9 protein-coding genes are annotated in these 13,250 nt (G+C 39.4%); all 9 read right to left on the bottom strand.

The genetic code is table 11. The features are described 5' to 3' along the window. Positions 1 to 532: 532 nt before the first annotated feature. The 9 genes from AC59HZ_RS17360 to AC59HZ_RS17320 all read right to left on the bottom strand — a co-directional run bounded on the left by AC59HZ_RS17360 (position 533) and on the right by AC59HZ_RS17320 (position 13,200). Positions 533 to 2,947: a heavy metal translocating P-type ATPase gene (locus AC59HZ_RS17360; RefSeq protein WP_496547038.1), complete on the bottom strand. Its 2,415-nt coding sequence runs from the start codon at positions 2,945 to 2,947 to the stop codon at positions 533 to 535. Between the two features lie 84 nt (positions 2,948 to 3,031). Then, on the bottom strand, positions 3,032 to 3,238 hold the full coding sequence (copZ, locus tag AC59HZ_RS17355; protein WP_496547037.1) for a copper chaperone CopZ: 207 nt from the start codon (positions 3,236 to 3,238) through the stop codon (positions 3,032 to 3,034). A gap of 15 nt (positions 3,239 to 3,253) precedes the next feature. Continuing rightward, entirely contained in the window at positions 3,254 to 3,574 is a 321-nt protein-coding gene (locus tag AC59HZ_RS17350) for a metal-sensitive transcriptional regulator (protein ID WP_496547036.1), read from the bottom strand. 260 nt (positions 3,575 to 3,834) lie between these two features. Further along, positions 3,835 to 5,724, bottom strand: a complete 1,890-nt coding sequence (locus AC59HZ_RS17345) for an ABC transporter ATP-binding protein (protein ID WP_496547035.1) — start codon at positions 5,722 to 5,724, stop codon at positions 3,835 to 3,837. Continuing rightward, complete coding sequence (locus AC59HZ_RS17340) at positions 5,721 to 7,448, bottom strand: ABC transporter ATP-binding protein (RefSeq protein ID WP_496547034.1); 1,728 nt, start codon at positions 7,446 to 7,448, stop codon at positions 5,721 to 5,723. Before AC59HZ_RS17340 ends, AC59HZ_RS17345 begins: the two co-directional genes overlap by 4 nt. A 20-nt stretch (positions 7,449 to 7,468) precedes the next feature. Beyond that, positions 7,469 to 7,918 carry a MarR family winged helix-turn-helix transcriptional regulator gene (locus AC59HZ_RS17335; protein ID WP_496547033.1) on the bottom strand — a complete coding sequence of 150 codons (450 nt, stop codon included), beginning with the start codon at positions 7,916 to 7,918 and terminating at the stop codon, positions 7,469 to 7,471. Between the two features lie 173 nt (positions 7,919 to 8,091). Then, complete coding sequence (parC, locus tag AC59HZ_RS17330) at positions 8,092 to 10,530, bottom strand: DNA topoisomerase IV subunit A (protein WP_496547032.1); 2,439 nt, start codon at positions 10,528 to 10,530, stop codon at positions 8,092 to 8,094. Further along, a complete protein-coding gene (gene parE, locus AC59HZ_RS17325; protein WP_496547031.1) occupies positions 10,527 to 12,506 on the bottom strand; it encodes a DNA topoisomerase IV subunit B in 1,980 nt (659 codons plus the stop codon). The genes parC and parE overlap by 4 nt, the downstream gene beginning before the upstream one ends. 277 nt (positions 12,507 to 12,783) lie before the next feature. Continuing rightward, positions 12,784 to 13,200, bottom strand: coding sequence for a CoA-binding protein (locus AC59HZ_RS17320; protein WP_496547030.1), 417 nt, complete (start codon positions 13,198 to 13,200; stop codon positions 12,784 to 12,786). Positions 13,201 to 13,250: the final 50 nt, after the last annotated feature.

Below are 13,250 nucleotides of genomic sequence, written 5' to 3'. Positions count from 1 at the left end.
AAATTAAAATGACCTAACCATCTACTGGATTAGGTCATTTATTTTCTTCAATTTCCTTATAAAAAGTAAGAAAAACTATTTATAGCGTCAGAGTGTATTACTAGGGAAAAGGAATTACGGTGCTCGAAACATGAAATATCCAAGCCTTAATCCATTAAATGTAAATAAAAACGAGAGGATGTTTACTAATATGAAGAAATTGGTAATCGGACTAATTGTAATAGATATTTTATTCTTAATAGCCGTGATCTGTGGTGAAATAATCTTTTGAATTTAACACTAATTTGTTTTAGTTAAATTCCGATAAACCCAAACAATGTTAATGAGTAAAATAACAACTGGTTCTAGTAACTCTTATTTAACTAAAGCCCCAGTTTAGTACATTTTTTCACAATATAAAAAACCGACAAAAGACATTGACCTTCGACGGCTTCTAACCTGATTTTCAGCTAAAAAACCCTTGCAATACTGCTAAGGGTTTTATTTTTATATACTCTATTTAATTTTTTTAAGGAATTTACTACTTAATTGTTTATAGCTTTACCCTTTGGAGACGCAAAGCATTTAATACAACCGAAACTGAACTGAAAGCCATCGCTGCCCCTGCAAGCCATGGTGCCAAAAAGCCAATTGCAGCTATTGGGATACCGACTACGTTATATGCAAAAGCCCAGAATAGATTTTGTTTTATATTTCTGATCGTTTTCTTGCTCATAATGATGGCATCTGCGATATTATTTAAATCTCCGCTTATTAATGTAATATCAGCAGCCTCCATAGCCACATCAGTACCTGTGCCTAAAGCCATTCCTATATCAGCAACTGCTAATGCTGGTGCGTCATTAATTCCATCTCCGACCATTGCCACTTTTCTTCCTTCTTTTTGAAGTTTCTTCACTTCCTCAGCTTTCCCCTCTGGAAGCACTTCTGCAATTACATGGTCAATGCCAACTTCTTTTCCAATTGCCGCTGCAGTCCTTTGATTGTCACCAGTAATCATAACAATGTTTATATTAAGGTCTTTTATTCGACGGATTGCTTCTCTTGAAGTTTCTTTAATGGTATCTGCTACGGCTACAATACCAATGTAATTTCCATCTATGCTCACAAGCATTGCTGTTTTCCCGTTATTCTCAAGGCTTTCCATATCATTTATCGCTTTAGTACTATCAATATTCTCTCTTGCCATAAGCCTTCTAGTACCGATTAGAATCTTTTTATTCTCTACAACTGCACTTACACCATAACCAGGAATCGCTTCAAATTCTTGTACTTCTTTGAAAGGGATATTTTTCTCTTTAATTCCTTGGACAATGGCTTGTGCTAACGGATGCTCGGATTGATTCTCGGCAGAAGCTATAAGGGATAAATACTCTTCTTCCACCATGATTCCATGTAAAATGACGTCGGTTAACTGTGGAGTTCCTTTTGTAACCGTTCCTGTTTTATCTAAGATCACAGTATCGATGTGATGAGTTGTTTCAAGATGTTCCCCGCCCTTAAAGAGAATACCAAATTCGGCAGATCTACCTGAACCAGCCATAATGGACGTTGGTGTAGCAAGGCCTAGTGCACAAGGGCAGGCAATAACTAATACCGCAATCAATTTTTCCAGGGCAGCTGCAAAGTCTCCTGGATTAATCCAGATAAACCAAATCAAAAACGTAACTATTGCAATACCTACAACAATCGGGACAAAGATTCCTGAAATTTGATCAGCAAGGCGTTGTATCGGTGCCTTTGAACCTTGTGCTTCTTCCACAACTTTGATGATTTGTGCTAATGCTGTATCTCTGCCGACTTTTGTTGCTTTAATTTTAAGGAAACCATTTTTGTTAATGGTCGCACCGATGACTGAATCTCCAATTGTTTTATCAACAGGTACACTCTCCCCTGTTAACATGGATTCATCAAGTGCTGAACGGCCTTCGATAATTTCGCCATCAACTGGCACTTTTTCACCTGGTTTGACGTAAACAACGTCACCTACTATTACTTCTTCTAGAGGTACTTCCTTTTCAATTCCATCTCGAACAACGATTGCCGTTTTCGCTTGAAGACCCATTAACTTTTTAATCGCTTCTGATGAACGGCCCTTTGCTTTGGCTTCAAATAGTTTACCTAATATGATTAGAGTAATTAATATCGCACTCGTTTCATAATACAGTTCAACCATATGTCCATGAGAACCAATCGATTTAAGGGTCATATATAAACTATAAAAGTAGGCAGCTGATGTACCTAATGCTACTAAAACATCCATGTTCGCACTTTTATTTCGCAATGCTTTGTAAGCTCCGACATAAAACTGCTTACCAATAATAAATTGGACAGGAGTCGCAAGTGCAAGTTGTACCCATGGATTCATAAGCATATCTGGTAAATAAATAAACGACATAAAGGAAAAGTGACTAACCATGGCCCAAAGTAACGGCAAGGATAGGATTAACGAAAAAATAAATTTACCTTGTTGATTCTTTATCGCTTTAAGGCGATGATCAATATTTTCTTCTTTCTCTTCCTTTGGCATAGCCCCATACCCTAATTTTTCTACTCGTTTAATAATATCTTGTGGACCAATTAACGACGGATTATATTCAACTGTTGCACTTTCTAATGCTAAGTTTACAGACGCATTATCGACACCTTCTAGTTTATTTAATCCCTTTTCAATTCTTGTCGCACAAGCTGCACAGGTTATTCCTGTGATATCAAATTCCTTTTTTTCTTTTACAACATCATAGCCTAAATCCTGAATTTTCTTTTGAAAATCCTGGTCTGATACCATTTCAGGATCATATTTAATGGTGGACTTTTCAAGGGCTAAATTAACATTCGCTTCTTTTACGCCCTCCATTTTATTGAGACCTTTTTCAATTCTTGTGGCACATGCCGCACAGGTCATTCCTGTAATTTGAAAATTTGTTTCTTCTACTTCATTACTCATATAAAATCACTCCTCCTATACTGGTGGGGGGTATATTTTTTTGTTAAAGATAACGTGCTTTTCACAGCACGTTATCTGCTTATTCTATTCAACGTCATAGCCTTGGTCATCAATTGTTTCTTTGATTGTTTTTAAGGAAACTTCTGATGGATTAAATTCTACATCTACATTTCCTTCTTTTAAATGAACTTTTACGGTTTTAACACCTTCTAATTTACCTACATTGCCTTCAACAGCATTCACGCAGTGACCACAAGACATTCCATTTACCTTTAATGTTACTTTTTCCATTTATAAACACTCCTTTTATTTTTTCAATAATCTTTCTATTGTTAAAAGCACTTCATCTATTACTTCTGTATCACCCTCGTTAATTCGTTCCAATACACAAGTTTTTAAATGTCCTTCCAGAAGGATTTTAGCCACACTGTTCAATGCAGACTGTGTAGCTGCTATTTGGTTTATTACGTCATCACAATAAGTGTCTTTTTCGATTAATCCTTTTATTCCACGAATTTGACCTTCAATTCGATTTAAACGAGTAATCAAATTATTCTTGACCTTATCCGAATGATGGCTTTTTCTTCCTTCAGGAAATTGACATTCTTCATTTATGTTTTGATCCATTATATCGCCTCCACACTTATATTATACTATACCCCCCTATAGTATGTGAAGGAATTTTTAAAAATTTTTTTAATTGGGCTAATCAATTTTTAAAATAACTATCTATTTTGAGCTTATTTCTACAAAATCAATGACCATTTCTAAAAAAACAAATCGATTTCTACAGTTCAAGCGATAAATTGGAATTGCCCCCCCTTTCCCCGCCTAAAAGACACAAAAAAGCGTTCATGAAGTCCTCAGACTCCCTGAACGCCCCTTCTCTATCCCACATTCTTCATCGAATTCCCGCCAGTAAACTGACTATTATACAAATCAGCATAGAACCCTTCTTTTTCTAGCAGTTCCATATGAGTTCCTTTTTCAATGACACTTCCGTTATTCATTACCAAGATCAAATCGGCATCACGAATCGTTGATAGTCTATGTGCAATGATAAAGCTTGTGCGCCCCTGCATTAAACGATTCATTGCCCGTTGAATCTGGACCTCGGTCCTAGTATCAACACTGCTGGTTGCTTCATCTAGGATTAAGATCGCTGGATTAGCAAGTATTGCCCTAGCTATCGTTAATAATTGCTTTTGACCTTGAGAAATATTCGAGGCTTCCTCATTCAAAATGGTGTCATACCCGTCTGGAAGCGTTCGGATAAAATGGTCGGCATTGGCCGCCTTTGCTGCGGCAACAATCTCCTCCTCCGTCGCCCCTTCTCTTCCATAGGCAATATTGTCGCGAATCGTGCTATTAAACAGCCATGTATCTTGAAGCACCATCCCAAATAAACTTCTTAGATGCTCCCGCTTTAAGTCCCGGGTATCGATACCGTCTATTAAAATTTCACCAGAATTAATTTCATAAAAGCGCATCAACAAATTAATCAGCGTCGTTTTACCAGCGCCGGTTGGACCAACAATTGCCACCCTCTGGCCCGGCTTCACATCAATATTCATATCACCGATTAACAGCTCATTTTCTTTATAGCCGAAAGAAACATGGTCGAATTTCACCTCACCTTTAGGATCCAAAATCTCTTTTGCCGCAATGGCTTCAGGTACTTCTTCGACTTCATCCAAAATTTCAAAAACACGCTCTGCACTAGCAATCGTCGATTGGATGACATTCGCAATCATAGCCGTTTGAGTGATTGGCTGGGCGAATTGGCGGGCATATTGGATAAATGCTTGAATATCCCCAATTTCAATAGCCCTTTTTGTAACTAAAATACCACCTGCTACCGAAACAAGCACATAGCCAATATTATTTATAAACGACATTAACGGCATGATCATCCCGGAAACAAATTGTGCCTTCCAGCCTGATTGGTAAAGCTGCTCGTTAATTTCTTCGAATTTTTCAATCGACTTTTTCTCATGGCCAAATACTTTGACCACTTTATGACCCGTGTACATTTCTTCAACATGCCCATTAAGCTGTCCAAGTGATTTTTGCTGTCCTTTAAAAAAGGTTTGTGATTTTTTTGCAATACTGGCAGTAGCCACAAAGCTGAGCGGCAGTGTAACCACCACAATCAGTGTCATTAATGGACTGATGGTAAGCATCATCACAATAACTCCAACTATTGTGACAACCGAAGTGATCAGCTGGGTCAAACTTTGCTGCAGGGTCGTACTGATGTTATCAACATCGTTGACGGCCCGGCTAAGAATTTCACCATGGGTTCTCGAATCAAAATATTTTAACGGTAAACGGTTAAGTTTATCTAACACTTCTTTACGAAGGTTGTAAACGGTCTTTTGGGCAACTCCCGCCATAATATATTGCTGAATATAGGAAAATATCGCACTTAAAATATACAAACCAATTAATAGCAGGATGATTTGGCCAATGTAATCAAAATCTATTTTTGCTCCCGGGACACCGCTAAGTTTTCTCATTAGTCCTTCAAATAGTTTGGTGGTGGCTTTCCCCATAATCTTCGGACTGACAATCGCAAAGACGGTACTTATGATTGCTGTGACCAATACAGCAAGAAGCTGGAATTTATGGGGTTTTAAGTAGCCGATTAATCGTTTAAGCGTTCCTTTAAAATCCTTTGCTTTTTGGACAGGCATTCCCATGCCTCCAGGTCCAAAGCCGCGTCCTCCTGGACCGAAACGAGGTCCCTGACTCTGATTATTCGTCTCTTTACTCATGCGATTTCTTCCTCCGAAAGCTGTGACATCACAATCTCACGATAAACAGAACTTGTTTCTAAAAGGTCTTTATGCTTCCCGATTCCCACAATTTCGCCATCGTCGAGGACAATTATTTGATCTGCATCCATGATCGTACTCACACGCTGAGCCACAATCAAAACGGTGGAATCTACTGTTTCTTTTTTCAATGCAGCACGCAGTTTTGCATCCGTCTTAAAATCCAATGCGGAGAAGCTATCATCAAAGATATATATTTCCGGTTTACGAACCAGCGCCCTGGCAATGGATAAACGCTGTTTTTGACCACCCGAAACATTTGTCCCCCCTTGGGCGATTACGGCATCGTACCCACCCTCCATAGAAGAAATAAACTCCGAAGCTTGGGCGATTTCTGCCGCATGTAGTATTTCTTCTTCTGAAGCATGTTCCTTTCCATAAAGAATGTTTTCCGTTATGGTACCTGTAAAAAGAACAGCTTGCTGCGGAACAAAACCAATTTTCGACCTAAGATTTTCCTGCGTCAATTCTCGTACATCAATACCATCCACCAGGATTTTTCCACTATCCACATCATAAAACCGTGGTATCAAATTAATAAGTGTCGATTTACCTGATCCTGTTCCGCCTATAATGGCTGTCACTTCGCCTGGCTTCATCGAAAAAGAAATATTAGAGATGGCAGGCATTTCTGCACCTGGATAGCTAAAGGTAACATTTTGAAACTCTACCTGACCTTTTTGACCCTCATTTAATAAAGGCTTAGTTGGATCCGTAATATCAGCGGTTGTCTCAAGTACTTCGTTAATTCTAACGGCGGATACTGACGCTCTTGGGATCATAACAAACATCATTGATAACATGATGAACGAGAACATGATTTGCATTGCATATTGGATAAATGCCATCATATCCCCGACCTGCATATGTCCATTGCTAATCCGTATGCCCCCAAACCAAATAATCGCTACGGAAGTAAGATTTAAGACAACCATCATAATCGGCATCATCGACGCCATGATTTTATTGACCTTAATGGCTGTTTGAGTTAAATCCCAGTTGGCTTCGTTAAAGCGGCTTTTCTCATGTTGGATTCGGTTAAACGAACGAATGACACGAATTCCTGTTAGATTTTCTCTTAATACCCGATTCAGATTATCAAGCTTTACCTGCATCACTTTAAAAAGAGGAATACCGGTCTTTGCTATAATCACGATTGCCAAAACGAGTATTGGCAGCGATACTGCAAGAACTAATGTTAATTTGGCATCTTTTGAATAAGCCATAATGATGCCGCCGATACACATCATTGGTGCCATTGCCATCATCCTAAGCATCATCACTAAAACCTGCTGCACTTGTGTAATATCATTGGTAGTTCTGGTGATCAAAGAGGCAGTCCCAAGTTTATCAAACTCTTGTAAGGAAAAACCTCCGACATGAGAGAAGATTTTTGTACGAAGTAATTTTCCGAAGCCCGAAGCAGCTTTTGCGGAAAAGAAGCTTGCGGTAACGGAACAAACCATCCCCCCAGCAGCAACCAAAAGCATATAACCCCCAATTTTCCAGATGTAGTCTGTATCTCCTTTGACAACACCTTTATCAACAATATCAGACATTAAGGTGGGTAAATAAAGTTCTGATATCGACTGTAGAAGGACTAGACTTAAAACTAAAATAATCGATAATTGAAATGGCTTAAGGAATTTTCTTAATTTCAACATGGTTCTTCCACTCCCTTCATTTAACTTTTCAGTTCATAAAAATATTTATGGACTTTGTTTAATAATTCCGCTAGCTTTTCACTGTCCTCTTCGCCAAGGTAATCAACTAATCCAAGATATTTCGTAAAAAATGCCTTTCTAGCATTTTCGGTTAGTTCTATTCCTTTTGGCGTAAGTTTAATTCTTACAGCACGCCGATCTTCAGGATCGATTGTTCGTTCAACTAAACCTCCTTTATCAAGGTTATTGATAATTTGTGTTACGGTCGGAGGGGTTACCTCTAATATCTGACTAATTTCAGAAACCTTCATTTCTCTTTCTTTCTTATTCGCCCCCTCATAAACAACAGCAAGTACCTTGTACTCGCTCGGATTATATCCGTTTATTTTTTTATCATGCCATCCTGTCTTTCTGAATTGAATAAATGATTTAAGTAGTTTTTGCACAGTGGGATTTTCACGGTCTCCCATAATCACACCTCTAATTTAATTTATATACCTAATAATTAGGTAGCCTAATTATATTCCCTCACAAAGTCATCGTCAATTTTAATAAATGAATTTTTGGATTAAATTTTGATGAGAATTCCTTAAACGTTCATGAAAAAAAGACTCCCTTTTATAAAGAGAGTCTTTACATACCATTATTCATTTGAAGTCTCTGTTTTTTCCTCTTTCCAAACGGTTGTCACTTTTCCATTTTCACCTTCGTCAAGGATAAACGAACCGTTCGAGTAGCGATCACTATATTTTATATCAGTCGTTTTTAACGTTTCAATATAACCTTTATCCGTCTGAATATAAATAGCATCCAGGTCATTTGCTACGACGAATCCCATAATCCGATGCGGATTGGATTTAAGCTCTCTTAGGATTACCACGCCGCGTTTAGCACGAGTCGCTTTTTCGAATTCTTTCAATTTCATTCGTTTCACAGAACCGCGTTGTGTTGCAACGACAACAGATTCACTACTGTCAGGGGTAATGATTTTACCGCCAACAACAAAGTCGCCATCCTTAAGGTTAATGCCTTTCACTCCTGCTGCACGCTGACCAACAATACTGATTTCTTCCTCATCAAACCAGAGGGAATAGCCATTATGAGTAATAATGAAAATTTCCTTGGCCCCGTCAGTTAAATGCACGTCAACTACTTGGTCATCATCCTTCAGATTCACGCCAACAAGCGGTTTAGAGTAACGCTGCGCTTTATAGACTTTTAGTTCGGTTTTCTTTACCATTCCATTCTTTGTCACAAATACTAAGAAGGCATTTGCTTCAAAGTCCTTTACCGGAATCGCCTGAATGATTTCTTCGTCACGATCAATTGGAATAATATTGGCCACATGTTGGCCAAGGTCCTTCCAGCGGATATCAGGAAGCTCATGAACTGGGCAGAATAAATAATTTCCCTTGTTGGTGAATAGGAGCAGGACATCCTTCGTATTCATATCCAGCTGTGCCAGCAGACGATCGGTTTCTTTCATGGCAAAGTCCTGCCCGCCTGATGCTGCATAGGAGCGCTGGCTTGTCCGCTTCACATAACCATCTTTCGTAACAGTCACGATTACATCTTCACTGGCCACCATCACTTCGAGATTGATTTTAAGCTCCTCAATTTCTGCTTCAATTTTTGAACGACGTTCATCGGCAAATCGCTTTTTCACGTCTTTTAATTCTTTTTTGATAACAGAATGGAGTTTTTTCTCACTCTCTAGGATGCTTGTAAGCTCTTCGATTTTTTTCGCTAATTCTTCCGCCTCATTTCTTAGCGCGGTAATGTCCGTGTTGGTTAAGCGATAAAGCTGTAAAGAAACGATTGCCTCTGCCTGCTGCTCGGTAAAGCCGTACTTGGCGATTAAATTGTCTTTTGCATCCCGTTTATCCTTCGATGCGCGGATGGTCGCAATTACTTCATCAAGAATCGATAATGCTTTCATTAAGCCTTCGACAATATGCTGGCGTTCCTTGGCTTTATTAAGGTCGAATTGTGTTCTTCTTGTCACAACTTCCTTTTGATGTTCGATATAAGCATCTAATAATTCACGAAGACCCATTAATTTTGGACGCTTATTATGAATGGCTACCATATTAAAATTATATGTCACTTGAAGATCACTATTTTTATATAAATAGTTCAAGACACCTTCAGCATTTACATCTTTTTTTAACTCAATGACAATTCTAAGACCCGTTCGGTCTGTTTCATCGCGGACCTCTGATATTCCTTCCACTTTCCGGTCCAGACGAAATTCATCCATTTTTTTGACGAGATTTGCTTTATTCACTTCATAAGGAATTTCGGTAATCACGATTTGCTGTTTTCCGCCGCGTACCTCTTCAATCTCTGCTTTGCTGCGGACGATAATTTTGCCTTTACCAGTTTCATAGGCTTTTTTAATTCCATTTATCCCTTGGATAATACCACCTGTAGGGAAATCTGGACCTTTAACAATCGTCATAAGCTCATCAACAGAAGAATCCGGTTTATCCATTCGCATGATGACCCCATCAATGACTTCACCCAGATGGTGTGGAGGAATATCCGTTGCATACCCAGCAGAAATTCCTGTCGAACCGTTAACAAGAAGGTTCGGGAACATCGCTGGTAAAACAGTTGGTTCCTTTGACGTATCATCGAAGTTTGGAATAAAATCTACCGTTTGCTTATCGATATCACGCAATAACTCAGAGGCAATTGCCGATAGACGGGCTTCTGTGTAACGCATTGCAGCCGGAGGGTCACCGTCGACGCTTCCGTTGTTTCCATGCATTTGGATAAGAACATTTCTGACCTTCCAGTCCTGACTCATCCTTACCATCGCATCATATACGGAGGTATCACCGTGTGGGTGGTAATTACCGATAACGTTACCGACGGTTTTAGCTGATTTACGGAAGCCTTTTTCATGGGTGTTTCCTTCAACATGCATCGCGAATAAAATCCTTCGCTGTACTGGTTTTAAACCGTCTCTAGCATCCGGGAGGGCACGTTCCTGAATAATATACTTACTATATCTTCCGAAACGATCGCCTAGTACATCCTCAAGAGGTAAGTCGCGGAATTTTTCGTTTGCACTCATCCTTCAGCACCCTCCTCAACAACTGTAATATTTTCATTTTCTAAAATAGATTCATCTTCTTCCAATCCAAATGCCACATTACTTTCAATCCATTTGCGGCGGGGTTCTACTTTATCACCCATAAGAGTGGTAACCCTGCGTTCTGCTCTGGCAGCATCGTCAATTTTAACGCGAATAAGGGTACGTGTTTCTGGATCCATGGTCGTTTCCCATAGTTGGTCTGCATTCATCTCACCAAGACCCTTATAGCGCTGAATGATATAACCTCTGCCAACCTTTTTCATGGCATCCTGCAATTCATCTTCATTCCAGGCGTACTCGATGATTTCTTTTTTGCCAGTACCTTTACTCACCTTATAAAGAGGAGGCAGGGCAATAAACACTTTTCCTGCTTCCACAAGCGCTCTCATATAGCGGTAGAAGAATGTTAACAATAGGACTTGAATATGAGCACCGTCTGTATCAGCATCGGTCATTATGATAATTTTATCGTAATTTATATCTTCCACATTGAAATCAGACCCTACACCGCCGCCAATTGCATGAATGATGGTATTGATTTCTTCGTTTTTAAAAATATCCGCCAGTTTCGCTTTTTCTGTATTAATAACTTTACCTCTTAAAGGGAGTATAGCTTGAAAACGACGGTCACGACCTTGTTTGGCAGAACCGCCTGCTGAGTCACCCTCTACAAGATAAAGCTCATTTTTTTGCGGGTTCCGTGACTGGGCTGGTGTCAATTTACCGGATAACACGGCTTCTGAACGCTTCCGCTTTTTGCCGCTTCTTGCATCCTCGCGGGCTTTTCTCGCTGCTTCACGTGCTTGATAGGCTTTAATAGCTTTTTTGACAAGGAGAGAGCTTATATCTGGATTTTCCTCTAACAGGTAGGAAAGCTGCTCCGAAACGACCGCATCTACGGCTGACCGTGCTTCGCTCGTACCCAATTTTCCTTTTGTTTGCCCCTCAAATTGAAGAAGCTCTTCAGGAATCCTAACAGAGACAATAGCAGATAATCCTTCACGAATATCGGAACCGTCCAGGTTTTTATCCTTTTCTTTCAATAAGCCCACCTTACGGGCATAATCGTTGAACACCCTTGTCATCGCAGTTTTAGCACCTGCTTCATGTGTCCCGCCATCCTTTGTGCGGACATTATTGACGAAAGATAAAACATTCTCCGAGTAGCCGTCATTAAATTGGAAGGCAAATTCAACTTCTATGCCATTTTGTGTACCATCAAAGCTGGCGACTGGATGAAGAACATCCTTTTCTTCATTTAAATACTCAACAAAAGCTTCGATTCCATTAACGTAGTGAAATACTTCATGTAGATCATTACGTTCATCACGGATTTCAATTTTGAGTCCTTTTAACAAGAAGGCTGATTCTCTTAACCTCTCACATAAAGTTTCAAAATTATAGGTTGTCGTCGAAAAAATCGTTGGATCCGGCTTAAAATGTATCGTAGTTCCCGTTTGATTGGTTTTACCGATTTTTTCGAGTGTTGTGATTGGCTTCCCGCCATGTTCGAATTGTTGTTCATAGACAAAACCGTCTCTCTTTATTGTTACGGTTAACCACTCCGATAATGCGTTGACGACTGATGCACCAACACCGTGCAGTCCGCCGCTAGTCTTATAACCGCCCTGGCCAAATTTTCCCCCTGCATGGAGAACAGTTAAGATGACCTCTGGAGTCGGTTTCCCCATTTTATGCATCCCGGTAGGCATACCGCGTCCTTTATCGATTACGCTGATTGAATTGTCTTTGTGTATTTTTACAATGATGTGATCACCAAATCCGCCAAGCGCTTCATCGACTGAGTTGTCCACGATTTCGTAGACGAGATGGTGAAGTCCGCGTGAATCGGTGCTTCCAATGTACATTCCTGGACGCTTTCTAACGGCTTCTAAACCTTCCAGTACCTGTATGGCGTCATCATTATAATCAAAAGCTTGCTGATTTCTTGCCACTAAAATACCCCTTTCATACCCTACAAAAAGAAACAAAATCTTATTGATATAATAAACAGTCAATTCATTCTATATGAAAAATAATAATTAGAACGAGTGTTTGCTACATAATTTTACCACAAGTTCATGCGGCGTCTATGCTTTATTTTAGCGATTTATTTCGATTTGGCAAATAAGTATTTTAAAACTACATATTTTTGTCATCTAATTTTGGTGCATATTTGTTCAAAAAAAAGTAAAAAGCCGCATATTTAATAAGCAGCTTTTTGGTAAAAATTTAGTATTTTGTTAGTGCATGCTCAACTTTAATACATCGGTCCATAATAACAGTGTAACCTTTAGACTTTAGGAATTCATAGGCTTCTTCATTGGCAAGCCCCTGCTGGGCCCAAAAAACCGGAGCACCCATTCCATCGAATTCCTTCGCTACATCAAACAATTGTTCGGAGCGGCGGAACACATTTACAATGTCAACTGGACCTTCGACATCCTTCAATGACGCCACCGCTTTAACACCGAGTGCCTCACCGATAGTAGGGTTGACGGGAATGATTTCATAGCCAGCTTTCTGCATAGCAGCGGAAACTTGATAAGAAGTACGTTCTGGATTATCACTTAATCCTACGACAGCAATTCTTTTTGCCTTTTTTAATATTTCCTTGATTTCATCACGGCTTGGATTTTCAATCGCCATTCTGTTCCACTCCTAAATATATTTTCCCTTTAGTTTACCTTTTCCTATCA

This window comes from Neobacillus sp. DZ-9 (genome assembly GCF_059587065.1).
This window is presented reverse-complemented; position numbering and strand designations above follow the sequence as displayed.

Excerpts from the sequence above, each read along its gene's own strand:
- AC59HZ_RS17360 (WP_496547038.1), bottom strand. The coding sequence starts at position 2,947 with ATGAGTAATGAAGTAGAAGAAACAAATTTTCAAATTACAGGAATGACC.
- copZ (WP_496547037.1), bottom strand. The coding sequence starts at position 3,238 with ATGGAAAAAGTAACATTAAAGGTAAATGGAATGTCTTGTGGTCACTGC.
- AC59HZ_RS17350 (WP_496547036.1), bottom strand. The coding sequence starts at position 3,574 with ATGGATCAAAACATAAATGAAGAATGTCAATTTCCTGAAGGAAGAAAA.
- AC59HZ_RS17345 (WP_496547035.1), bottom strand. The coding sequence starts at position 5,724 with ATGAGTAAAGAGACGAATAATCAGAGTCAGGGACCTCGTTTCGGTCCA.
- AC59HZ_RS17340 (WP_496547034.1), bottom strand. The coding sequence starts at position 7,448 with ATGTTGAAATTAAGAAAATTCCTTAAGCCATTTCAATTATCGATTATT.
- AC59HZ_RS17335 (WP_496547033.1), bottom strand. The coding sequence starts at position 7,918 with ATGGGAGACCGTGAAAATCCCACTGTGCAAAAACTACTTAAATCATTT.
- parC (WP_496547032.1), bottom strand. The coding sequence starts at position 10,530 with ATGAGTGCAAACGAAAAATTCCGCGACTTACCTCTTGAGGATGTACTA.
- AC59HZ_RS17320 (WP_496547030.1), bottom strand. The coding sequence starts at position 13,200 with ATGGCGATTGAAAATCCAAGCCGTGATGAAATCAAGGAAATATTAAAA.